Here is a 23,248-nt window from a genome sequence, read left to right as displayed (position 1 = left end):
GTAGCGCCTTAAAGATCTCGCTCGGAGATGACGCCGTTCTGCATGGCCAGTTCAGCCAGCCGGATGCGCTTCTGATTCTGCGGTAAGTCTTCTACGCCGAACTTCGAAAAAAGCGCGCGCAGATGAGTCTTGATGGCGTCGACGCTGAGGAACAGTTCCGCGGCGATCTGTTGATTGGAGGCAGGACTCGCGAAGGCGGCACCGTGCTTGTACGGCCGGCACAACGCGAGCAGCACCGAACGCTGTGTCTCGGTCAGTGACCGAACGGTCGGGATCGCGCCGGACGACACTCTCGTGACATCGTCGGCGCCCGCGCCGAACTCGTGAAACGTCAAAACGACAGCGCCGATACGGATCCGGTCTCCGGCGTGCAGCCGACGCCGGCCAGCCAGGCGCTCGCCGTTGATGAATGTTCCGTTGCGGGACAGCCCGTCATCGAGAATCGTCCAGTGGGTGCCCATCCATTCCAGGGCCGCATGCAGACGCGACACCTCACCGTCCCAGGTGAGTGCAATATCAGCCTGCGCCGATCTGCCTACCGTCAACCGCGGCTTCTCGACCGACAGCCCAACCTCATGCTGTCGGCCGGAGCCGTCGGCAAAACGTAAACAGGGTCCGTCAAGTACAGACACGTTGGCCTCGTCCCACGAGCACAATCGTGCCTGTACCGGCGGCTTAGTAGCAACATCTGGCTCAGCGCAGGCAACCGCCCGAGCGACCGAGCCGCAGCAGCGACAGCGCGATGCTGACGCCATCGCGGCCGAAGTGTCGCTCGTAGTGGCGGACCACGCTCATCTCGTCGTGGTGCGCGGCAGTGACAACGCTGACCGACTTGCGAATCAGTCCGGCCCGCCGAGTCAGTTCAGCGCGACGGCGCACGATGGCGACCAATTCGGCGTCGAGTCGCTCGAGTTCGCTGCGCACTCGCTGTGCTTCCGCATCCGACGCCGCCGGCACCGTGGCGTCGAACGGCGTTGCTGCTGCGGCGTTCATGGTGACAGTCATATCTACTCCCGAAGACGAAGGCGTTGGATCTAGGAACAATCCTCTGCTCGTACAACCGTCCTCGAAAGCCACCCCAGGGGTGGTTACTCACCACCCCTGGGCACCCGCTTGGATTCGCCGACTATTCGGCTACGCGATTACTTCTTGGCCTTGTTGTAGGCCTCGGTTATTTCTGCCGAGATCCGGCCGCGCGCGGAAACCTTGTAACCATTTCGGCGTGCCCAATCGCGGATTGCTGCACTCTGCTCACGATCGACCGCGGCCCGGCTCTTCGGGGCCGAGGTGGCAGCCGCAGCCTTTCCGCGGCGGCGGCCGCTGACCTTTCGCGCACTCGCAATCCAAGCTTCGAGTTCATCGCGAAGTTTACTGGCGTTCCCAGCAGACAGGTCTATTTCGTAATTGACCCCATCCAAACCAAACTCAACGGTCTCATCGGCAGCAGCCTCGCCGTCCAGATCATCGATCAGAGTGACGGTGACCTTCTTTGCCATGCGGGTATTTTCCTCTCGGATGAAGTACCGAAACTTCGGCGGTTCTTACTCGCACTAAGGGTAGGCGGAATTTCGAAAGATTCCAACTACCGAAAATTAAGAAATTGGCCAAAAGGGTGATCGCCGACACAGGATTGGCAATGCCGCGGTCAAGTCACATCGCAACGCGCCGTAATGCCAGAAAGTGCTAGCAAAAGTTAGCGCGACAACGGCCGAACGATCGGGAAGAGTATCGTTTCGCGGATTCCCAAACCGGTCAACGCCATGAGCAGCCGGTCGATGCCCATACCAGTGCCCGTGGTCGGGGGCATGCCGTGTTCCATTGCCGCCAAGAATTCTTCGTCGAGCACCATTGCCTCGTCATCGCCCGCGGCCGCCAACCGGGCCTGGTCGATGAATCGGTCGCGCTGCACGACAGGGTCGACCAGTTCCGAATAGCCGGTGGCCAATTCGAAACCGCGGACGTAGAGATCCCATTTCTCCGTCACGCCCGGTTTACTGCGGTGCTGTCGCGTGAGCGGAGATGTCTCCACGGGAAAGTCGCGGACGAACGTCGGGGCGTAAAGCTTGTCGCCGTAGGCGTGCTCCCACAATTCCTCGACGAGTTTGCCGTGGCCGTACCCCTTGCCTTCCGGTATCTCGAGTCCGGCGCGCTGGGCGAGCGCTGTCAATTCGGCGACCGTGGTGTCCGGGGTGATTTCCGTACCGACCGATTCCGACAACGACGGATACATCTCAACGGTGGTCCACTCGCCGCCGAGATCGTATTCGGTGCCGTCCGCGAGCGTGACCACCTGCGTGCCGAAAACCTCTTGGGCCACCTCCTGGATCAATTCACGCATCATCGTGGCGGAATCGTCATAGGTGCCGTAGGCCTCGTAGGTTTCGAGCATCGCGAATTCCGGCGAATGCGTCGAATCAGCACCCTCGTTACGGAAATTCCGGTTGATCTCGAAGACCTTCTCTATACCACCCACCACGCACCGCTTGAGAAACAGCTCCGGAGCGATTCGAAGGTATAGGTCTATGTCGAGCGCATTCGAGTGCGTCACGAACGGCCGCGCGGCCGCACCGCCGTGCAGCGTCTGCAGCATGGGCGTCTCGACTTCGAGAAAGCCGCGACGCTCCAACGCACCCCGCAAGGCTCGCACTACCGCTACCCGCTGGCGCGCCATTTCCCGGGCTTGTGGCCGCACGATCAGATCGACGTAACGCTGGCGCACCCGGGACTCTTCATTCATCTCTTTATGGGCGACCGGCAGCGGCCGCAGGGCCTTCGAAGCCATCGACCAGGAATCGGCCAGCACGCTGAGCTCACCGCGGCGGGAGGTGATCACCTCGCCGTGCACATAAATAATGTCGCCGAGATCCACGTCGGTCTTCCAATCGGCGAGCGCCTGCTCCCCTACGCCGGCCAGGCTGATCATCGCCTGCAGCTGCGTGCCGTCACCTTCTTGCAGGGTGGCAAAACACAGTTTTCCGGTGTTGCGCAGGAAAATAACGCGGCCGGCGACACCGACCGGTTTGCCGGTTGCCGTGTCCGCAGGCAAGTCGCCGAATTCTTGCCGAATCTCCGACAGCGCATGGGTGCGGGCGACCGTGACCGGGTACGGCTCACGACCAGCGTCAAGCAAGCGCTCCCGCTTGTCCCGGCGGATGCGAATCTGCTCGGGCGTGTCGTCGGTGGGCGTGCTGGCTTGATTCACGAACCGCAAGCCTAGTGGCTGCTGCGGAGGCCCTGCTCGAGTCCCCCGTGCTCAGGAAGCCATCGCGAGCGTGTCCGCGCACCGGACGAAATGCGGGGCATCCGCAATGACATGGCGCAGACCGGTGGCTTGCAGCGCCTCGAAGCCACCGACGAGGTCCGTGGCCCGGTGCAGGCCGAGATCCTGCAAGGCAGCCGCCGCCAGGCTGGAGGTGTAGCCCTGCGAGCACACGATGATCCACTCGACGTCGTGGTCGACCGCGAAGGACAGTTTCGCGGAACTTGCCGGGTCGCAACGCCATTCGAGCACGTTGCGTTCGATGGCCAAGGCGCCGGGCAACGTTCCCTCCCGATCACGCTGGGCCTGGGGCCGGATGTCCACCACGATCGCGCCGCGTTCGACGGCGGCACGCAGTTCATGCGGATGAATGCGGCGCAGCCGAGACCGCGCCGCGTCCAGCATTCGGTCGATAGTCATTGCAGCCATGAGAAATTCCTAAAAGTGCGCGGCGGTGGCGATGTGGTCGAGGTCGGTCAAGGCGGAGTGGGTGCGCCGCAACCAGCCGTCGGAGGTGATCTCGTAGTAGGACATGGCGGTCAGCGGCGGACTGTAGGCATGCACGCTCAGCGTCGGCTCGACCGGCGTCTGCACCGCCGCGTCCGGGGCCCGCACCACGTCGTGCACCCAGCCGATCGGAAACGACGCCTGGTCACCGGCCTCGAGCACGCGCTCGCGCAATTGCGTTCCGGTCCAGCGAAGTTCCTGCAGGGCACCGCTGAGCACGGTGAGCGCGCCGATCGATCCGGCATGATCGTGCAGCTGGGTGGACTTGTCGGGCGTCCAGCTGATCAGCCACACGTCCACTTCATCGTCGCGGTGCAGCCGTGCGGACCACCGCTCGTCGCGGGGCCACTGCTCACCGTCCGGCAACAACTCGTCGTAGCGACCGGCCAGCACGCCGTCTGCGGCTTCGTCGGTGAGTTGCAGCAGGTCCGCAGGGCGAAGCCGCGTCGGCGCGGAAGAGGGAACTGCGCGCAAAGGGCGCTTTGATGCGGAAAGCATGAGCAAAACTCCAGGAATGTGCGAAAACTATCGAGGCGGACGTCAGCCTCGACAACACTCCTGGGCGCTCATGCGGTAAGACACGCCGTACAGGCTAGCAGCTCGGCCGCGGGATGGGAAAGGGCAACACTTATTTGCCAAGGTTCCCTACCGGCGTCGTTGTAGCCGCTGGTTGCGCTCATACACCAACCGCAGCCCCTCGAGCGTCAGGTCCGGTTCGTGGTGTTCGATGGTCTCGGATTCCGGCACGATGAGCGGCGCGCTGTCGCCGGTGGCAATCACTGCGACGTCGGTGCCGGCGAAGGGTTCCATTTCGTCGAGCACCCGGTTGACCAGTCCGTCGACGAGCCCGGCGAAGCCGTAGATCGCCCCCGATTGCAGGCACTCGACAGTGTTCTTACCGATGACGTTTCGCGGCCGGACCAGTTCGACCTTGCGCAGCGCGGCAGAGTGGGTGACCTGCGCATCGGCCGACACTTCCACGCCGGGCGCAATGGACCCACCGAGGAACTCACCCTTGGCCGATACCACGTCGACGCACGTCGAGCTGCCGAAATCCACGACCACACAGGGCTGTTGGTAAAAGTGATGGGCGGCAAGGGTGTTGATGATGCGGTCGGCGCCGACTTCTTTGGGATTGTCCACGAGCAGCGGAACACCCGTGCGCACACCAGGTTCCACCACCACGTGCGGAATCGCACCCCAGTACTTGGTGAGCATCAGCCGAATCTCGCGCAAAACGGAGGGCACCGTGGACAACGCCGAAACCCCGGAGATCTGTTCGACCGCGTTGCCGATCAAACCGCGGATCTTCAGCGCCAACTCGTCGGCCGTGATCCGCGGGTCGGTACGCAAACGCCAGTGCTGCAACAACTTTGCATGCGCTCCGGAGCCGCTGAAGAGCCCCAGAATGATGTTCGCGTTGCGGACGTCAATGGTGAGCAGCACGGGACTAGACAGTGGAAAGCAAGCGAGGGCTCGTCAGACCAGAACCCTCGGGCGCGTGCGCGGGGTCGGCGCCGAGTTCGACGGGCCGATTGCGTTCGTCGACGAAGACGACCCGCGGCTGGTACCGCTTCAGCTCCTGCTCATCCATCATCCCGTACGCGATGAGAATGACAAGGTCTCCCGGATTGACCAGATGCGCTGCCGCACCGTTGATTCCGATCACGCCCGAGCCGGGCTCGCCGGTGATCACATAGGTTTCCAGGCGTGCGCCGTTGGTGATGTCGACAATGCACACCTGCTCCCCCTCGAGCAGGTCGGCGGCTTCCATGAGGTCGCGGTCGACCGTCACCGAGCCGACATAGTGCAGATCGGCGTGCGTCACCGTCGCGCGGTGAATCTTGGATTTCATCATGGTGCGCAACATCGTTGGTGCCTTTCTAGCTGGACAGCGGGTCCGGGTCCCGCCCGTTGGCCGACGCGCTGGGAACGGCGTGGCCGTCCGGTGCGCCGGTGCCGAGCGAAACGTCTACGTTGTCGATCAATCGCGTGCTGCCTACCCGGGCGGCAATGAGCAGTCGCGCACGCCCGTGCGTCGGCGCTGGGCCCAGGTCAGGCGCGCGCAGTTCGAGATAGTCGAGTTCGATACCGTCAGTCGCGTCGATCACCGACCGCGCGGCCTCCAGGATCCCGGCCGGCCCGCGCCCACGGGCGTAGCGGCCCGCGGCAAGCGCTGCCGACAGGCTCACCGCGGCCTCGCGCTCGCTGGGGCTGAGGTACCGATTGCGCGAGGAGAGCGCCAGACCGTCCGGCTCGCGAACGGTCGCGACCGGCACGATCTTGACGTCGAAATTCAGGTCCCGCACCATTTGCCGAATCAGCACGAGTTGCTGATAGTCCTTTTCCCCGAAGTAGGCCACCCGCGGCCGGGTGATCTGCAGCAGTTTCGCAACGACGGTGAGCATGCCAGCGAAATGCGTTGGGCGGCTTGCTCCTTCCAGTTGCGAACCGACCGGGCCGGGGTGCACGGTGGTGCGTTGACCGTCCGGGTACATCTCGGCCACCGACGGCGCGAAGACGAGTTCGACGCCGGCCTCGCGCAGCAATTCGACGTCGGCATCCAGCGTCCGCGGATACGCGTCGAGATCCTCACCGGCGCCGAACTGCAACGGATTGACGAAGATCGACACGATCACCACGGCGTTGCCGCGCCTGGCCTGGCGCACCAACTCCAGGTGGCCCTCGTGCAGTGCACCCATCGTCGGCACCAGCGCCACCTTGCGGCCTACCGCGCGCAATGCGTTCGAAACGGCCGTGACGATTGCCGGGTCATGATGAACGGTCAGCTCGCCGGGACGGAAGCTGCCGCGCAACTGCGGGTTTGGGTTCATCTCTGCTCCAGCAGGTCAATGAGCGCGGGCTGGGCGGCACGCTGCGCCGAACGTAAGGACAGTGCTCGATAGGCGGCGGCGATGTCGGGGTCGACGTCGGTCAATACGCGCAGATGTTCGGCCACCGCGGCCGCGTCACCACGCGCCACCGGACCGGTCAGCGCCGCGGGCCCGCGTCGAAGTGCGTTGTCCAGCGCCGCGGACAGCAGCGGTGCGAGTACCCGCTCGGCAAGCCCGTTGGGCTGGTCGTCGATGGTTGCCTGGCCCATCAGTTCCGCTCCGGCCAGCGCGGCGCGCAAGGCGGCCACCGCGTCGACAACAAGCGTCACCAGGTGATTGCTGCCATGCGCCAACGCCGCGTGATAGAGGGCGCGGCGCTCCTCAGGGACCCGTACGGGTTCGCCACCTATCTCCAGTACCAGCGCCTGGGCGATCGCGAACCCGATCTCGTCGGCTGCGGTGATGCCGAAGCAAGCGTTGGCGAGCCGCGCCGTGTCTTCGTCATGGCCGGTGAACGTCATCGCCGGGTGGATGGCCAGCGGCGTGGCGCCACGCCGGGTCAGCGGCGCGAGAATACCGATTCCGTTGGCGCCCGAGGTGTGTGCGACCAACGTCCCGGGACGGACCGCATCGGTGGCGGCGAGGCCGCGCACCAGACCGGCGAGCTCGGCGTCGGTAACGGTGAGAAGCAGCAGTTCGCTGCGTGCGGCGACCTCGTCGACCGGCAGGATGCGTGATTCGGGCAGCCGGGTGCGGGCCCGATGGACGGACTGGTCAGAGACTGCACTGACGCCAAAGACGACATGGCCCACGCGCTCGAGCGCTGCGCCGATGGCGGTGCCCACGCGTCCCGCCGAAACGATGCCAACTGTGAGTCGTGCGGGCGCTGGATCACCGGTGAGCCCGAACGTGCCGCCTTGGCCAGCACTGGGCGCGCCGAATGAGGTCAACGTTGTCCTCTTCTCATTTTTCGTTCCAGTCCCACGCGCGGGGTACCGGACGTTGCAAGGTTGAGGATATCCGCAGCGCCCAATCGGCGGCTACGGCGGTGGTAGTGATCTACAACTCAGTTGGCGCGGCGCCGACTGCGCCCGGCGGGCTGCGCGCTGGAGTTTTCGGCATTCAGATTGGCCAACAGCTCGGCGACGGAGACTCCCGTCGAGTGCCCGCCCGAGCCGGCGTCGTCGCCGTCCGCGGCCGCCGCCCGACGGTGCCGGCGTGAACCCGGTGCCGGCTCCGGGAGCGCCTCATGGTGGGACCCTTCGTCGGCGTCCAACGATGCCGCGGCAGCCTTGCGGGAATCGCCATTGCCGGATTGCTCACTGAGGGATTCGAGCACGACGACGGACGTCTCGGCGGTCACCGGATCATCGGACGGGCTGGCGAACCGGGGCGGATCCGCGCGGCCCGGGCCAAACGCCGGCGGCGGGGTGGCGGCGCCCGGCACCAAGAGCCCGGAATCGGACGCTTGGAAGCTGCCGCGCCCGAGTTCACCCACTCGCGACGAATCCGCCCGCACGGCATGGCGCTCGGGCGGGAGGTCTGCGTCGAAGCCTTTGAACAATGCCTCGAGGTTGCTGCGTAGGTGCTCCAGCTCGCGCCGCAGCGCCGCGAGCTCCTGCGCGTCCGCGCCCACCTCCTGTCGAACGCGCGCTTCGACACCCATCTCGAACTCGCGCCGGGCCGAAATCTCGCGCTCGAGTTGCAGCTCGTAAACAGTCTGCAGATCGCGCGCTTTGACGCGGTCCAGCGCTGACTCCCGGCGGTACTTCGTCATGGCGATCGACGCCAGTACGGCGGCCCACAGGGCGACCACCAAGCCCACCCGCAACAGCTGGACGCTGTCACTGAAGATCAGAAAAATGCTGGCCAGCACGCCGAGCACGGTCAGTCCGGCCAGAATCAGCTTGCTCGTGCTGCGCCGGCCGCGACGCGGCGGTCGGGTGCGGGCAGCAGCGGTCATGAACTCAGCCTAACTTGACTACTCGCCACCCAAACGCATTCGTGCGGCGATTCACCCCCGCACTCGTCAATGCGCCGGCTCATCGGGGGGTTCGGGCGGCGTTTTGCAGCAATGCTCGAGCCACAGCGCCGCCCCGGCGAGCAACACTGCAGCGACTAAACCGACGATCGTGCCCGAACTGTCCGACATGGCCGCGTGCACGGTCGAGCGCTGTGGCAGCAGGAAGACCAAGAAACCGAGCCACACCCCGGCACAGGCGGCACCAACGAGTGCTGACGCCTTCGCCAAGGCCGCCGCCTTCGCCGCGGTGATCGGGTGTAGTTGGCGCGGGCCGTCGCCGATCTGGCGCGCGTTGACCCGAGAGCGAATCACGAAGGCGGCGACCGCCTCGATGGCCGCCACCGGGTACAGCGACGCTCCCGCGTACACCGGCACCGGCGGCAGCTGGCCATAGAAGGCCCGCACGAGCAGCCAGGAGGCGACAGTCGCGAGCACGAACAGGACGGCCAGGTCCAGCACCCGGGTCGGCTTCATAACTTCCGCCCAGCCAGCGTCAGCTCAGTCGCGCGCACCCCCGCGATTTCGGCCGGATCCAGCCCGTCCAGCAGTTCGGTGAGCGGCACCTGCTCGGCGCCGACCAGCAGCCTTGCGGCCGGATCGATCTCCAGCCACGGAACCAGGACGAAGGCGCGATCCTTCGCACGCGGGTGCGGCAGCGTCAACTCCGGGTCGGCGCTGGAGCGGCCGTCGCAGTCGATGATGTCGACGTCGAGCGTGCGTGGACCCCATCGAACATCGCGAACCCGGTCCGCGGCACGCTCGCAATCCTGGGCGAGGCGCAACCAGCCGCGGCAGTCCAGCTCGGTGTCCGCGGCAATGACTATGGCATTGAGAAAATCCTGCTGCTCGACACCGCCCCACGGCGGGGTCCGATACACCCGGGAAACGGCCAGGGTGCGCGGGCCCAATCGGTCGAGGACGCCTTGCAAGTGTGCGTGCGAGTCGCCCACATTGGATCCGATGGACAGCACGACCTGGCTCATCGGCTCGACCCGTCCCGATCGCGACGCACGCGCACACACACGTCGGCAAAGGTGTGCGGGATAGGCGCCGACGGCTTGTGAACGGTGACTTCGACCTCGCCGATGCGGTCATCGCGCAGGACTCCGTCGGCGATCTCGGCGGCGACGGACTCGATGAGGTTGCGTGGTTCGCCGGTGATCACCTCGACAGCGACGTTGGCGAGTCGGCCGTAATCGACCGTGTCGGCGAGGTCATCGGAGGCCGCGGCCGCCCCCAAATCCAGCCAGACGACGAGGTCCACGACGAATTCCTGACCGTCACGACGCTCGTGGTCGAACACGCCGTGGTACCCCCGCGCGCGTAGCCCGCGAAGTTCGATCCGATCACTCACCGCGGGCTACCTCCGCGATCCCAGGCGTCACACACGGCCAGCGCGTCGGCGGTCGCGCGAACGTCGTGAACGCGGACACCCCAGGCCCCGTTGGCGGCCGCAAGCGCCGAGATGACCGCGGTAGCCACCTCGCGACCGTCCGGTGGCCGGATGCCGTTGTCGTCGGCCAACAGGGTGCCCAAGAACCGCTTGCGGGACGCCCCGATCAGTACCGGAAAGCCGAGCGCGACCAGCTGCGGCAGCGCGTGCAGCAGGGCCCAGTTGTGTTGCGCGTTCTTGGCGAAACCCAAGCCGGGATCGAGGATTAGGTCCTCGGCGGCGACCCCGGCGGCGACCGCCCGATCGGCCTGTTCGAGCAGCTCGGCGCGGACGTCGGCGACGACGTCGGCATAGCTGGCCGCCGTGCCGGCGTGCACGTATTCGTCGGCCCGCCAGTGCATGAGAATCCACGGAACCCGCGCGCTCGCAACTACTTTGGCCATCTCGGCGTCCGCGCGGCCGCCCGACACATCGTTGACCACGCTGGCGCCGGCGTCGAGCGCGGCTGCCGCGACGCTGGCCCGCATCGTGTCCACACTAACTGGAATGCCTTCTGCCACAAGGTCTTTGATGACTCCAACGACTCGGCCGGCCTCGACCTCCGGCGCGATTCGGCCGGCACCCGGTCGCGTGGACTCGCCGCCGACGTCGATGATGTCGGCGCCCAGGTCCCGTAACTGCAGGCCGTGGGCGAGCGCCGCATCGCGATCGAGGTACCGACCGCCGTCGGAGAAGGAATCGCTCGTGACATTGAGGACGCCCATCACCACCACTCGGCGCGCGCCCTGCGGGACGGGTAGCGGACTCACCTGCGCAAGATCAAGTCGAGCGCCTCGGCGCGCGAGACGGCGCTGGACTGCAGCAGGCCGCGCACCGCCGAAGTGGTGGTGCTGGCACCGGGTTTGCGGATTCCACGCATGGCCATGCACAGATGCTCGGCCTCGATCACGACGATCGCTCCGCGCGGGTCGAGCTTGCGCATCACAGCGTCGGCGATTTGGCTGGTCAACCGCTCCTGCACCTGAGGCCGCTTGGCGTAGAGGTCTACCAGCCGCGCCAGCTTCGACAACCCGGTCACCCGGCCGGACGGACCCGGGATGTAGCCGACGTGCGCGACGCCGTGGAAGGAGACCAAGTGGTGTTCGCAGGTGGAATAGAGCGGGATGTCGCGGACCAGGACCAGTTCCTGGTGTCCCTCGTCGAAAGTGGTGTCCAGTACCGAGTCCGGTTCCACGTACAGGCCGGCGAACACCTCGCGATATGACCGCGCCACCCGCGCTGGCGTGTCGACCAGACCGGGCCGGTCGGGATCCTCACCCACGGCCAGCAGCAACTCCCGGATAGCCGCTTCGGCGCGCGCCTGGTCGAAGCGCCGCCCCGTCTCGAGCGCTGTCAGTTCGTGGTGATCTCGTCCGGCCCGACCGTCTTGCGACACCGGCTGTTCGCCGTTCCGGTCTCCGTCGAGCTGCCTCACCGCCAACGGTCGACACCTCCCAAAATGTCGAGGAAGTTCACCGGCGGACTCCTGCGGGTCATGGCCCCAACGGGGCAGCGGACAACTCTCGCGATCAGCGCTTAACGCAACCACAGCGTAGGGCCGGCCGATCAATAGTGCCCGTTCGGTCCGTCCCAACTCTGCTGGTCGCTCTCGCCAGGCTGGTTGTGCTCCCCGTGCCGTGGGTACCGCTCACCGGCATCGTGGCGGGGACCCGGCGGGCCCCAGTGGTAGGCCCGTTCGGACTCGCGCGGCTGCGTGGGCTGACGGCCCTGCTGCCCCTGCTGGCCCTGTTCCGGACCGTTGTAATGCCGGTTGTCCTCCGTGGGCGGCCACCCGGGGGCGGACCAGCCCGCCGGCGCACCGTAGTCCGGACGCGAGCCGTGCGACGCCGGCGGATAGCCGCCGTACTGCGGCGGCGGGGGGTAACCGTTGGGTTGGCCGGGGTAGCCGTTCGGCTGCGCCGGGACCGGCCGCGGCTGATGCTGTTGCGGCTGTGGCGGTTTCGGCGCGGTCTCATTCGGCTCGGGATACGGCTCGCCACGCTCGATCGCCAGCTCGCGCGGCGTCTTGACCGGCGGCTTGTCCGAGGGAACCCGCTCACCGAAGTCGTTGAAGGCCGTAATCCGGGGCCGCTTCTCCACAGTCGTGAAGATCTGCTCGAGGTCGCGGCGGTGCAGCGTCTCACGTTCGAGCAGCGCGGTGGCCAGCTCGTCCAGCACGTCGCGGTACTCGTTGAGAATTGCCCAGGCCTCGGTGTGCGCGGCCTCGATGAGGTTGCGCACCTCCTCATCGATCTCGCGGGCGATCTCGTGGCTGTAGTCCGGCGCGGTACCCATCGTGCGGCCCAGGAACGGGTCGCCGTGGTCGGTACCGTAGCGGACCGCGCCGAGCTTGGAGCTCATGCCGTACTCGGTCACCATTGCACGCGCGATCTTGGTGGCCTGGTCGATGTCGGAGGACGCCCCCGTGGTGGGCTCCGCGAAGACCAACTCCTCGGCGGCGCGACCGCCCATTGCCATAACCAGGCGCGCGATCATCTCCGAGCGGGTCATCAGACCCTTGTCGTCCTCGGGCACCGTCATCGCGTGGCCACCGGTGCGGCCGCGGGCCAGGATGGTGACCTTGTAGACCGGCTCGATGTCCGGCATCGCCCAGGCCGCCAAGGTGTGCCCACCCTCGTGGTAGGCAGTGATCTTCTTTTCCTGCTCGCTGATGATGCGGCTCTTGCGACGAGGACCGCCGATCACGCGGTCGACGGCCTCCTCCAGGGCGTCGCGGGTGATCACCGCGCCGTTTTCCCGGGCGGTGAGCAGCGCGGCCTCGTTGATGACATTGGCCAGGTCCGCACCCGACATGCCGACGGTCCGCTTGGCGAGACCGTCCAGATCCGCATCCGGGGAAATCGGCTTGCCCTGCGAGTGCACGCGCAGGATCGCGCGCCGGCCGGCGAGGTCCGGATTGCCGACGGGGATCTGGCGGTCGAAGCGACCGGGACGCAGCAACGCCGGGTCGAGGATGTCGGGCCGGTTGGTGGCCGCGATCAGGATGATGCCGGTGCGGTCGCCGAAGCCGTCCATCTCCACGAGCAGCTGGTTGAGCGTTTGTTCGCGCTCGTCGTGGCCGCCACCGAGGCCGGCGCCGCGCTGGCGGCCGACCGCGTCGATCTCATCGACGAAGATGATGCACGGGCTGTTCTGTTTGGCCTGCTCGAACAGATCGCGCACCCGGGACGCACCGACGCCCACGAACATCTCCACGAAGTCCGAACCGGAGATCGTGAAGAACGGCACGCCGGCCTCGCCGGCCACCGCGCGGGCCAGCAGCGTCTTACCGGTTCCCGGCGGGCCGTACAGCAGCACGCCCTTCGGGATCTTGGCGCCGAGGGCCTGATACCGCGTGGGGTTCTGCAGAAAGTCCTTGATTTCGTAGAGCTCTTCGACCGCTTCGTCGGCGCCGGCCACATCGGCGAACGTGGTCTTCGGCATGTCCTTGCTGAGCTGCTTCGCCTTGGATCGCCCGAAGCCCATCACGCCGCCGCGACCACCGCCCTGCATGCGGCCCATGATGTAAACGAAGATGGCCAGCAGCGCCACCATGGGCACTACGAACATCAACATCGAAGTGAACCAGCTTTCCTGGTTCACAACGGTGTCGTAGCTCTGCGCCCCGGATTGCTGGACCTTCGTAAAGATTTCGCCAGCGGCCGAATTTGGATATTTGGTGATGATTTCGGTCTTGTTATCGGTGGCGTCGTTACCCTTTTTCAGGGTCAGCCGTAACTGCTGCTCTTTGTCATCGATCTGGGCCTTGGCCACGTTCTTTGCGTCGAGCTGCGAGATCGCCACCGAGGTGTCGACCTTTTTCCAACCGCGAGTGTCATTACCGAAGTAGCTGAACGCATAGATGATCAGCAAAATCGCCGCCACTATGGCCAGGTTGCGAAAGACAGTCTTGCGGTTCATACAGCGTCGGCCGCGGCGGCCAGTCCTTTCCCAAAGTGCGGGGTCTCGTCGGTATTCCCATTTCCGGTCTTCGCAGCTGCGCCGGATCCGGTTTGTCCCGGACACACCAGGCTACCGCGAAGCACTTACCCCCGCGTACCCAGCGCCCAACCACCAATGCAGAGCTTCTAACTGCAGTTCCTTATTACTGAACAACGCGGAGATTTGCGCCCGGGTTCCCGACGTCTCTTCCGCGCCCGACCCGGCGCCCGTGCGCCAGCCGTACCCTCGGCCTATGTGCCGAAACATCACCGCACTCAGGGGCCTGGAACCACCGGCGACGGAGGAAGAGATCGAGGCGGCCGCACTGCAGTACGTGCGCAAGGTAGGTGGGCTGTCGGCGATATCCGACAGTAATCGGCTGGCGGTCGAGGCGGCAGTCGCCGACGTCGCAGCGGCCACCCGTCGACTGCTTGCCGATTTGCCGGAACGGCGGGTGCCACCGAAGAACCTGCCGCCGCTGCGGCGCATCCACGCGCACTGATCCGATCTGGGTCAACGTGGGTCAGCGTCACGGCAACACCGATTCGCCATAGGCCGCCACACACGCCAGCGCGATCTCCAACTGCACTCGCCGGCTGTCGATGTTGTGCCCGAGTAACTCCTCGATCCGCTGCATCCGGTAGCGCACGGTGTTCTTGTGAACGCCCAGATGGCGGGCGGCCGCCTCTGGACTTCGATGGTTGCCGAGATAGGCCGCCAGGGTGTCCCGCAATCGCGCCGCATGGGCGTCGCGGCCGGTGATGCCGGCCAATTCGCGCGCGACCAGGGTCCGCATAGCCGTGTTGTCCGCACCCACCAGGGAGGCGATTTCCACGTCGGAATATCTGGTGAGCCAGTCGTGGCGCCCCGACGTTTCGACGATCCGCCGCGCTGCCAGGGCTTCGCGATGACTGCTCCGAAAACCGTCCAGACCGGCGCCGGCATTGCCGAATGCGACCTGCACCGATCGACTGGCGCCCACCGCCTCGCGATTGGTTAGCGCGGAAGAGTCGAGGGGCGCCTCAACGCCGAGCCAGCCCCACAGCCCGCGCGCCCCGGAGGGAGCTGTCAACAGTCGAGTCGTGCCCGCGGCCGCCGCGATCCGGCCCGCGACCCGCTCGAGGGTTCCGATCGCATCGCCGGAGTAGCCGGTCTCCGCCTCGGTGTCCCACAGTGCAAACGCGAGGTGTGTGCGTGAGAGCCGGTAGTCCAGGTGCAGCGATGCCCGATCGACGTCGATGTGGTCGCCGGCAAGCAACGCCCGAATGGTTTCGGAGCGCCGGGTGAATGCATCGCGGAAGCCGCGCTCGCGTTCTCGGCTGAAGGTGTCGCTAAGCGTTTCCACCGATGTCGCGAACCAGGCCGCTGTTCGCTCGAAAAACCACAGCAGCAATGCGCGCTCAAACGCCGGGTCGAGTTGTCGGGCCTCGATGACTTCCGTCAGATAGTCGATCGCGGCCTGCTGGCCGACCCGATAGATCTGCAGCAAAACCCGCAGATCGAGGCCGCGCCTGGCGATGCTGCGGGCGAGGCCGTGGGCTTCGGGCGGCAAGGTGACGTCGCCGAGGTCATCGGTGAACCCGAACATGATGGCCTGCAGTTGGGCCTCGGTGCTCGCCGCGAGGTCGCGCTGCAGTTCATGGTCGGCCAACTCGGGCACCAATTCGATGACGGCCGTGTTGATACGGCCGACGATCTGCGCGGTCTGGGCCGGTCGCATCGTGTCCGCGACGTATTCGAGCATCCAGTCGCGGAGCTCTTTGGACAGCTGCTTAGACATTTGTATCGAGAGTACAAGATTGCTGCCCCAACTTGACCTGCTGGACCAAGCGCAGCGCAATTTGTTGTGCCAGCATCATAGGCCAGTGCGCCTCATCACAGCGCGTGTTCGAGGAGTGCGCAGGTATGAATCGCGGGCACCGACCGGGCACGGGCGCCCAGCCAACACAGGAGAGCATCGATGACCGAAATTGCCACCGCGTCACCAGCGTCAAAGGCCAAACGGCCCGTCATCGAGGTCCGCAACCCCGCTGATGGACGGGTGGTCGGCACTGTCGCAGATGAGTCGGCACAGGTCGTGGCCGCCAAGGTCGCCCAACTGCGCGCCGCGCAACCGGAGTGGGAGGCAATCGGGCCGAAGGGCCGCGCCGAGTGGTTGCGCAAGCTACAGGACTGGATCTTCGATCACGCGGAAACGATCTCCGACGTACTGCAATCGGAGACGTCCAAACCGCGGGTGGACGCCACCATCGAGGCGCCGTTCGTCGCCGACCTGATCGGCTACTACGCCCGCCACGCACCGACATTTCTGGCCGACGAGCACCCGGCGCCGCACAGCCCGCTCGGCAAGGTCAAGAAACTGACCACGATTTACCGTCCGTATCAAGTGGTCGGCGTGATCACGCCGTGGAACTTCCCCTTTGCGATGCCCGGCATCGACGTCGTTCCGGCACTGGCGGCGGGTGCCGCGGTGCTGCTCAAGCCGTCGGAGGTCACCCCGCTCGGTGGTGAACTGCTGGTCCGAGGCTGGCAGGAGATCGGCGCACCGCCGGTGCTCGCGCTGGCCACCGGACGTGGAGAAACCGGCGCGGCGGTGGTCGCCAACGTCGATTACGTGCAGTTCACCGGGTCCACGCGCACCGGGCGGGTGATCGCCAAGGCCTGTGCGGAGCGGCTCATCCCGTACAGCTTGGAACTGGGCGGCAAGGATCCCGCGCTGGTTCTGGCCGATGCTGATCTGGACCGCGCCGCCTACGGCGTGGCCTTCGGCGGCCTGCTCAACGCCGGGCAGGTCTGCGTCAGCGTCGAACGCGTCTACGTCGAGGCGCCGGTGTACGACGAGTTCGTGGCCAAGCTGACCAAGCACGTCGGCGAACTGCGTCAGGGCGCAGACGACCGCGGCTACCGCTACGACGTGGGCGCGCTGGCCAACGCCGCCCAACGCGACGTGGTGCAGCGCCATGTTGACGAAGCGGTCGCGGGCGGCGCCCGCGCGGTCGTGGGCGGCAAGCCAACCGGCGTCGGAACCTTCTTCCAGCCAACGGTTTTGGTGGACGTGGACCAGTCGATGTCGTGCATTCGCGAGGAGACGTTCGGCCCGACGCTGCCGATCATCAAGGTGGCCGACGAGGAGGAGGCAATCCGGCTCGCCAACGACTCGGTGTATGGGCTCTCGGCGACCGTGTGGACCGGTGACCGCTCCCGCGGCGAACGCGTGGCGCGGCGCCTCGAGGTCGGTGCGGTCAACATCAACGACGCTGCCGCAAACCTTTTCAGCTTCGCGCTGCCGATGGGCGGTTGGAAAGAATCCGGGCTCGGTGCGCGCTGGGGTGGGCCGAACGGGGTGCGCAAGTACTGCCGCGTACAAGCCATTACGGCACCGCGAGTGCCCACGCAGACGAAGGAACTCATCTGGTTCCCGTACAACAAGAACAAGGTCAAGTTTGCGATGTCGGTGATGCGCGCGGCGAGTGCCCGTGGCCTGCGCCGCTTCGGAATCTCGCTCTGACCCCGCACCCGGAAAGGCAGCACATGGCTGAGGTAACCGCGACGGTCCGCGGCAAAGTTGTCGTAATCACCGGTGGCGCAAGAGGAATCGGGCTCGCCACCGCCACCGCGCTGCACCGGGCCGGCGCCAAGGTCGCTATTGGCGACGTCGACGAGGCCACCGTCAAGGAGTCGGGCTCGACGCTGAATCTTGATGTGTACGGCACTCTCGATGTCACAGACCTGGACTCGTTCACGAGCTTTCTCGATCAGGTCGAGCGCCAACTCGGACCTATCGACGTGCTCGTCAACAACGCCGGAATCATGCCGGTGGGCCGGTTGATCGACGAGCCCGACCGGGTGACGCGAAGGATCCTCGACATCAACGTCTACGGCGTCATTCTCGGCAGCAAGCTTGCCGCCGAGCGGATGGTTGCCCGCGGCAGCGGGCACGTCATCAACATCGCCTCACTCGCTGGCGAGACCCCGACACCCGGCATGGCGACCTATTGCGCGAGCAAGGCCGCGGTACTGGCGTTCACCGACTCGGCCCGGCGCGAATATCGCGACAGCGGCGTGCACTTCTCCGCGGTGCTACCCACCTTCACCAACACCGAGTTGATCGCCGGCACCGCCGGCGCGAAGGGACTGCGCAACGCCGAACCCGCCGATATCGCGAACGCCGTGCTCGAGTTGATAGCGACGCCGAAGCCGCGAGTGGCGGTCACCCGGATCGCCGGACTGCTCGTTGCCAGCCAGAAGTTCATGCCGGGCCCGCTCACGGACTGGATGGGCCGCGCGTTCGGTCTCGACCACGTCTTCCTCGACGACGTCGACAGCGCGGCGCGCAAGGCGTACGAGGACCGGGCGCGGGGTGTGGAAGGTTAGCCGGCCACTCGCTCCACGTACGCGCGTAGCTCCGGGCGCTCGTCATCAGGACGCCACACCAGGGCGAATTCGCAGTCGGTGACCCCGTCGACCGGGCGCGCGACGACGCCCGGCCACTGATACATCGCTAAGTTGCCCTCGGCGACCAAGCACACGCCGAGACCCATTCCGACGTCTTCCAGGGTCTCCTCGGGGGTGGCCGCTTCGGCACCGATGATGGGTGCTCGGCCGCCGCGATCGGCCACGGCCAGCCAGTAGTCACGAGTGGCCCCAGCCTCGGCGGGCAGCGCGATGAACGGTTCGTCGAGCAGGTCGGCGAAGTCGATGCGCTCGGCCGCGGCAAGCGGATGCGCCTCGGGCAGCAACACCCATCGCCGTTCGACGCTGAGCACCCGGTAGTCGTACCGATCGAGATCCGGGATCGGCAGCCATACTGCGGCGACATCGGCCGTTCGGGTCGCCAGCCCGCAGGACGGATCCGACCAGGGCGCATGCCGGATCTCGAGTTGTACGTCCGGCGCGGTGACCAGATCCCCGATCGCCCCGAGTCCGACGCCCGGTTGGACGCCCACCCGCAGGGTCTGCTGCGCACTGCCCAACTCGGCGGCGGTTTCATCCCACAAGGCGAGGATCTGCCGCGCGCGCTCCAACAGTTGGCGACCGGCCACCGTCAACGCGACCGACCGCTGGTCGCGGTCGAGCAGCGTTGCCCCAAGCTGTGATTCGAGCTGCCGGATCTGCCGCGACAGGGTCGGCTGCTTGATCTGCAGGCGTTGGGCAGCGTTGGTGAAGTGCAGTTCCTCGGCCACCGCGACGAAATAGCGCAGGTCGCGAAGGTGTGGATCCATAGCACCTTGCTATCAGATGGCGCTCAGTCGACAAACTCCGGTGCAACCCGCTGCCAGGGGCGATGGGCTTCGATTTGAGCGGCCAAAGCGAGCAGAACCGCCTCGCTGCCGGGCGGCCCGGCCAGTTGCGCAGCCATCGGCGTGCCCGTCACCGGATGCAAACCCACCGGCACGCTCGCGGCCGGCCAGCCGAGCAGGTTCCACAGCGCCGCGAACGGCGCGTACCTGACGTTGGCGAGTATGTTTGCCAGCCAACCCTTTTCGCTCCATTCGCGGGACTTCGGCGGATTTTGCGCGAGCGTCGGCGTAATAACCACATCGTGGGTCGCGAAGAACTGCTGCAACCGGTGGTGGGCGCGGTCGATGGAACGCGGCCGCACCAACTGCAGCTCATTGACCACCCGTCCCACGGCCACGTGCCGCCGATTCCGCTTCTGCAACAGCGACCGGTCGAGCGCCTCGGCATCGTTGGCCGCACCCCCGGTCCAGCGGACGAATTCCGCCACGTCGCTGGGCTGGTACGGCAATGTGGTGGTCTCGACCAAGTGACCGGCCGAAACGAGAACCGACCCGGCGGTGCGGGCGGCCGCCGTCCAGTGCCGATCCACCCGCACCAGCGGCGTGGGTGACCCGGCCGCGAGCCCGATGCGCAGACCCTTAGGGTTAGCCAGCGCCGCCAACTCCGGCCGTTGCGCGAGAACCGACAGCATCAGCGCGGCGTCGCCGACGGTGGTGGCCAGCGGGCCGTTCTCGGTCATCCCGAACCATGACGTTCGACCGACCTCCGACGGCACCAGCCCGCTGCCGGGCTTGATCCCGAACAATCCGCAGCAGGCCGACGGAATCCGGATGGAGCCGAGGCCGTCGTTGCCGTGTGCGATGGGCACCATGCCCGCGCTGACCGCGGCGGCCGCGCCGCCGGACGACCCGCCGGCCGTTCGCGTCGAATCCCACGGATTGCGGGTCACACGGCCCGGACTGTCCGTTGTTCCCCAGATCCCGAGTTCGGGCATCGCGGTGAGCCCGACGATGACCGCGCCGGCCTCCCGCAACCGGGCGACCACCGGGTGATCGACGGCGGACGGTTCGGCGGCGGTTGCCCGCGAACCCATCCGCAACGGCAGACCCTTGACCGCGATGTTGTCCTTGACCGCGACCGGCACACCCGCCATCGGCAGCGACGGCAGATCGCGGCGCAGCGACAGCTCCTTCGCCTCGGCCAGCGCCGCTTCCCCACGCACCGCGATGAATGCGTCGATCCCACTGTCGCGCTTGGCGATTCGGTCCAACGCCTCCTGCACCGACCGCACCGGATCCAACTCGCCGGCGCGCACCCTGGTGGCAATGGAAGTAGCGGTGAAGTCGTCGGCGCGGAACTCACCCGAGCGCAGCATGCTACGAGTATCCGCTAGCGCCGTGTCGAGGCGGAGTATCCGCGCCCGAAATGGGCGCTTATCGAAGTTACGGGGCTAGTATTTTTCATGCGATTGACTCCCCGGTCGCGCCCACGGGGACAGAGATGACCATGAGCAGCAACGCCGACGACGCCACCGCGCGCCCCGGCGAAGCGACGGTGGCGCCCACCGCGACGGTGGGAGCCGAATTCGACGCCACCCTGGCCCCGACCGTCGGCCCGCGCACCATCGCAGCGATCACCCCCAACACCGACCCGCTCGAGAGCATCGACGTTGGCCAGTGCCTCGACGACTTCGATCTGCTCACTCCCCTGGGGGCGGGCGCGTTCGCGCGCGTGTTTCTCGCCCGGCAGCGCACCATGCAGCGCCTGGTGGCGGTCAAGGTGTCGGAGAACCACGGCACCGAGCCACAGACGCTCGCGCAACTCGACCACGACTACATCGTGCGGGTCTTCGACCAGCGCATCCTCGATGACCGCCGGCTGCGCCTGCTCTACATGCAGTACCTGCCCGGGGGAACCCTGCTCAACGTCTTGCAACGGGTGCGTGCCACACCGATCGAGCAGCGCAGCGGAGCTCTGCTGCTGGCCTCGGTCGACGCGGCGATGGCCAGCCGCGGTGAGATCCGGCCGAGCGACTCCAGCGTGCGCACCGAGATCGCCGGGCTCAACTGGCCGGACACCGTGGCCTGGCTCGGCCGACGACTCGCCGAGGCGCTCGATTACGCCGGTGAGCGCGGCGTGTTGCACCGCGACGTGAAACCCGCCAATGTGCTGCTCACCTCGGAAGGCGTGCCGAAACTCGCGGACTTCAATATCAGCTTCAGCGGTTCGGTGACCGGCGCGGACGGTCGGCGGTCGAGCCCGGTCGCCTACTTCGGCGGTTCGCTGTCGTACATGAGCCCGGAGCAACTCGAGGCGTGCCACCCCGGCCGGTCGGGTACGGCGGCCGACCTGGACACCCGCAGCGACATCTACTCGCTCGGCGTGTTGCTGTGGGAATTACTCACGGGGAGAAAGCCTTTCGACGACGGCGACATCGTCGGCGGGGACACCACCACCCTCGACGCCATGCTGAGCCGCCGCCACGGCGGCATCACCGAGCAGTCGATCGAACGCCTGCCCCCAAATTGTTCGGCGGCCCTGCGCCGCGTGTTGCTGACGTGTCTGGCGGCGAACCCGGCCGAGCGCTGGCCCACCGGTGCCGCATTGGCCCAGCAATTCGAGGTGTGCCTCGACGCCCGCGCTTGTGACCTGGTCGACCCGCCGGCACACAGTTGGCGACTCCGGCTGCGGCGCTGGACGGTCCCGATTGTCACGCTGGCCATCGCCGTTCCCAACGCGCTGGCCGCCCTGTACAACATCCAGCAGAACCAGATGCTGGTGGTGACCAAGCTCAAGCTCGATGCCCAGCGGACCTTCGACCTGATCGCTGCGTTCAACAACATCGTCGCGTTCGCGCTCGGTGGACTGCTGATCCTCTACCTGTGCCGGCGGCTGCTCATCGTGCCGCGCGGGCTGCGATTGGGCCGCACCTACGACGCGGAAACACTCGCGGCCGCCCGCCGCGACACGCTGCTGATGGGCGACCGGATCGTGGCCGTGTGCTTCGGCCTGTGGATGATCTTCGGCATATTCTGGCCGATCGGCCTGCAGGTTGCCGCGGGCCGAATTCCGCCCAACGCCTGGGTCCATTTCGTCGCTGCGCAGGTGGTTTGCGGCGCCATCGCGGTGGCCTACCCGTTCATCCTGATCATGTTCTTCGCCATCCGCTGCCTGTACCCGACGTTCCTACCGCACGGCGAAACCAGCGCAACCGACGCGCGACTACTGCGCGGTCTGGACCGGCGCGGCAGCCTGTACCTGGCGATCGCAGCGTCCGTGCCGTTGCTCGGCGTGGCCGGGCTGACCTTCGTGCCGACGGACGAAATTCCGCTGGTCATCGTGGCCGTGCGGATCGTCTGCCTCGGCGGCACCATCGCATTCGTGGTGGCCTACCGAGTTTTCCGCGCCTTCGAGGCGGACCTGCAGGCGCTGGACCGGGTGGTCTCGGCCTAGCCCGCCTACTCGTAGACCTTCGGCTCCAGCGTGCCGATGTAGGGCAGGTCGCGGTAGCGCTCGCCGTAATCGAGGCCGTACCCGACGACGAATTCCTTGGGAATGTCGAAGCCGACGTTGGCGACCTCGAGGTCGACCTTCACCGCGTCCGGCTTGCGCAGCAGCGTCACCACTTCGAGCGAGGCCGGATTGCGGCTCGACAGGTTGCGCATCAACCAGGACAGCGTCAGACCGGAGTCGATGATGTCTTCGACGATGAGCACGTTGCGGCCGGTGATGTCCTTGTCCAGGTCCTTGAGGATCCGCACCACGCCCGACGACGAGGTCGCAGAACCATAGGAACTGACCGCCATGAATTCCATCTGGGTCGGCAGCGGAAGCGCGCGGGCAAGGTCGGTCATGAAGAAGATCGCGCCCTTGAGAACGCCGACGAGCAGCAGGTCGCCCTCGGGCGCGTCCGGGCGGTAGCGAGTTGCGATTTCGGCGGCGAGTTCGGAGATGCGGCTCTGGATCTGGTCCTCGGTGAGCAGTACCGACGCAATGTCACCGTCGTACAC

The 23,248-nt window shown here is 66.4% G+C and carries 25 protein-coding genes; 4 read left to right on the top strand and 21 right to left on the bottom strand.

Annotated elements, in window-relative coordinates:
• Window positions 1-8 precede the first annotated feature (8 nt).
• The 17 genes from FOS14_RS17565 to ftsH all read right to left on the bottom strand — a co-directional run bounded on the left by FOS14_RS17565 (window position 9) and on the right by ftsH (window position 13,976).
• The gene (locus tag FOS14_RS17565) at window positions 9-632 is read right to left on the bottom strand and encodes an FHA domain-containing protein (protein WP_255450434.1); all 624 of its coding nucleotides are present in this window, start codon (window positions 630-632) and stop codon (window positions 9-11) included.
• Between the two features lie 61 nt (window positions 633-693).
• On the bottom strand, window positions 694-1,005 hold the full coding sequence (locus tag FOS14_RS17560; protein WP_143772108.1) for a chorismate mutase: 312 nt from the start codon (window positions 1,003-1,005) through the stop codon (window positions 694-696).
• Window positions 1,006-1,142: 137 nt separating this feature from the next.
• Window positions 1,143-1,496, bottom strand: coding sequence for an Lsr2 family protein (locus FOS14_RS17555; RefSeq protein WP_143772107.1), 354 nt, complete (start codon window positions 1,494-1,496; stop codon window positions 1,143-1,145).
• 197 nt (window positions 1,497-1,693) lie between these two features.
• Window positions 1,694-3,202, bottom strand: a complete 1,509-nt coding sequence (gene lysS, locus FOS14_RS17550) for a lysine--tRNA ligase (RefSeq protein ID WP_143772106.1) — start codon at window positions 3,200-3,202, stop codon at window positions 1,694-1,696.
• Between the two features lie 51 nt (window positions 3,203-3,253).
• Window positions 3,254-3,679, bottom strand: coding sequence for a rhodanese-like domain-containing protein (locus tag FOS14_RS17545; RefSeq protein WP_143772207.1), 426 nt, complete (start codon window positions 3,677-3,679; stop codon window positions 3,254-3,256).
• Window positions 3,680-3,697: 18 nt separating this feature from the next.
• Window positions 3,698-4,264 carry a cysteine dioxygenase family protein gene (locus FOS14_RS17540; RefSeq protein ID WP_255450433.1) on the bottom strand — a complete coding sequence of 189 codons (567 nt, stop codon included), beginning with the start codon at window positions 4,262-4,264 and terminating at the stop codon, window positions 3,698-3,700.
• A gap of 147 nt (window positions 4,265-4,411) precedes the next feature.
• On the bottom strand, window positions 4,412-5,212 hold the full coding sequence (locus tag FOS14_RS17535; protein ID WP_143772105.1) for a type III pantothenate kinase: 801 nt from the start codon (window positions 5,210-5,212) through the stop codon (window positions 4,412-4,414).
• A 4-nt stretch (window positions 5,213-5,216) separates the two neighbouring features.
• Window positions 5,217-5,636 carry an aspartate 1-decarboxylase gene (gene panD, locus FOS14_RS17530; RefSeq protein WP_143772104.1) on the bottom strand — a complete coding sequence of 140 codons (420 nt, stop codon included), beginning with the start codon at window positions 5,634-5,636 and terminating at the stop codon, window positions 5,217-5,219.
• A gap of 13 nt (window positions 5,637-5,649) precedes the next feature.
• Window positions 5,650-6,600, bottom strand: a complete 951-nt coding sequence (panC, locus tag FOS14_RS17525) for a pantoate--beta-alanine ligase (protein ID WP_143772103.1) — start codon at window positions 6,598-6,600, stop codon at window positions 5,650-5,652.
• Window positions 6,597-7,550 carry a Rossmann-like and DUF2520 domain-containing protein gene (locus FOS14_RS17520; protein ID WP_143772102.1) on the bottom strand — a complete coding sequence of 318 codons (954 nt, stop codon included), beginning with the start codon at window positions 7,548-7,550 and terminating at the stop codon, window positions 6,597-6,599. Before FOS14_RS17520 ends, panC begins: the two co-directional genes overlap by 4 nt.
• Window positions 7,551-7,666: 116 nt before the next feature.
• Entirely contained in the window at window positions 7,667-8,563 is an 897-nt protein-coding gene (locus FOS14_RS17515; RefSeq protein WP_185981816.1) for a DUF6779 domain-containing protein, read from the bottom strand.
• Window positions 8,564-8,629: 66 nt separating this feature from the next.
• Complete coding sequence (locus FOS14_RS17510) at window positions 8,630-9,097, bottom strand: DUF3180 domain-containing protein (protein WP_143772101.1); 468 nt, start codon at window positions 9,095-9,097, stop codon at window positions 8,630-8,632.
• Window positions 9,094-9,606, bottom strand: coding sequence for a 2-amino-4-hydroxy-6-hydroxymethyldihydropteridine diphosphokinase (gene folK / locus FOS14_RS17505; RefSeq protein ID WP_143772100.1), 513 nt, complete (start codon window positions 9,604-9,606; stop codon window positions 9,094-9,096). The genes FOS14_RS17510 and folK overlap by 4 nt, the downstream gene beginning before the upstream one ends.
• On the bottom strand, window positions 9,603-9,977 hold the full coding sequence (gene folB, locus FOS14_RS17500) for a dihydroneopterin aldolase (protein ID WP_143772099.1): 375 nt from the start codon (window positions 9,975-9,977) through the stop codon (window positions 9,603-9,605). Before folB ends, folK begins: the two co-directional genes overlap by 4 nt.
• Entirely contained in the window at window positions 9,974-10,780 is an 807-nt protein-coding gene (gene folP / locus FOS14_RS17495) for a dihydropteroate synthase (protein WP_143772204.1), read from the bottom strand. Before folP ends, folB begins: the two co-directional genes overlap by 4 nt.
• Before the next feature lie 41 nt (window positions 10,781-10,821).
• Window positions 10,822-11,451 carry a GTP cyclohydrolase I FolE gene (folE, locus tag FOS14_RS17490; RefSeq protein WP_143772203.1) on the bottom strand — a complete coding sequence of 210 codons (630 nt, stop codon included), beginning with the start codon at window positions 11,449-11,451 and terminating at the stop codon, window positions 10,822-10,824.
• 170 nt (window positions 11,452-11,621) lie between these two features.
• Window positions 11,622-13,976 carry an ATP-dependent zinc metalloprotease FtsH gene (gene ftsH / locus FOS14_RS17485; protein ID WP_143772098.1) on the bottom strand — a complete coding sequence of 785 codons (2,355 nt, stop codon included), beginning with the start codon at window positions 13,974-13,976 and terminating at the stop codon, window positions 11,622-11,624.
• Between the two features lie 274 nt (window positions 13,977-14,250).
• Here ftsH and FOS14_RS17480 point away from each other — a divergent pair, with 274 nt between their 5' ends.
• Window positions 14,251-14,499 (top strand): DUF2277 family protein, encoded by a 249-nt coding sequence (locus tag FOS14_RS17480; RefSeq protein WP_143772097.1) that lies wholly within the window; start codon window positions 14,251-14,253, stop codon window positions 14,497-14,499.
• A 27-nt stretch (window positions 14,500-14,526) separates the two neighbouring features.
• On the opposite strand, the gene FOS14_RS17475 is transcribed toward FOS14_RS17480, so the two are convergent.
• On the bottom strand, window positions 14,527-15,777 hold the full coding sequence (locus FOS14_RS17475; protein ID WP_143772096.1) for a CdaR family transcriptional regulator: 1,251 nt from the start codon (window positions 15,775-15,777) through the stop codon (window positions 14,527-14,529).
• A gap of 180 nt (window positions 15,778-15,957) precedes the next feature.
• Here FOS14_RS17475 and FOS14_RS17470 point away from each other — a divergent pair, with 180 nt between their 5' ends.
• Entirely contained in the window at window positions 15,958-17,505 is a 1,548-nt protein-coding gene (locus FOS14_RS17470; protein ID WP_143772095.1) for an aldehyde dehydrogenase family protein, read from the top strand.
• Between the two features lie 23 nt (window positions 17,506-17,528).
• Window positions 17,529-18,371: an SDR family oxidoreductase gene (locus FOS14_RS17465; RefSeq protein WP_143772094.1), complete on the top strand. Its 843-nt coding sequence runs from the start codon at window positions 17,529-17,531 to the stop codon at window positions 18,369-18,371.
• On the opposite strand, the gene FOS14_RS17460 is transcribed toward FOS14_RS17465, so the two are convergent.
• Window positions 18,368-19,219 (bottom strand): LysR substrate-binding domain-containing protein, encoded by an 852-nt coding sequence (locus tag FOS14_RS17460; protein ID WP_143772093.1) that lies wholly within the window; start codon window positions 19,217-19,219, stop codon window positions 18,368-18,370. The two genes, FOS14_RS17465 and FOS14_RS17460, sit on opposite strands and share 4 nt — an antisense overlap.
• Before the next feature lie 23 nt (window positions 19,220-19,242).
• On the bottom strand, window positions 19,243-20,613 hold the full coding sequence (locus tag FOS14_RS17455) for an amidase (RefSeq protein WP_143772092.1): 1,371 nt from the start codon (window positions 20,611-20,613) through the stop codon (window positions 19,243-19,245).
• A 125-nt stretch (window positions 20,614-20,738) separates the two neighbouring features.
• On the opposite strand from FOS14_RS17455, the gene FOS14_RS17450 reads away from it, so the two are divergent.
• Window positions 20,739-22,691: a serine/threonine-protein kinase gene (locus tag FOS14_RS17450; RefSeq protein WP_370512253.1), complete on the top strand. Its 1,953-nt coding sequence runs from the start codon at window positions 20,739-20,741 to the stop codon at window positions 22,689-22,691.
• Window positions 22,692-22,696: 5 nt separating this feature from the next.
• On the opposite strand, the gene hpt is transcribed toward FOS14_RS17450, so the two are convergent.
• Window positions 22,697-23,248 carry a hypoxanthine phosphoribosyltransferase gene (gene hpt / locus FOS14_RS17445; RefSeq protein WP_143772202.1) on the bottom strand — a complete coding sequence of 184 codons (552 nt, stop codon included), beginning with the start codon at window positions 23,246-23,248 and terminating at the stop codon, window positions 22,697-22,699.

The organism is Skermania sp. ID1734 (genome assembly GCF_007489285.1).
In the GTDB taxonomy this organism is placed as follows: domain Bacteria; phylum Actinomycetota; class Actinomycetes; order Mycobacteriales; family Mycobacteriaceae; genus ID1734.
Note: the sequence above shows the minus strand (reverse complement) of the source record. Positions and strands in the feature narration are given on the sequence as shown.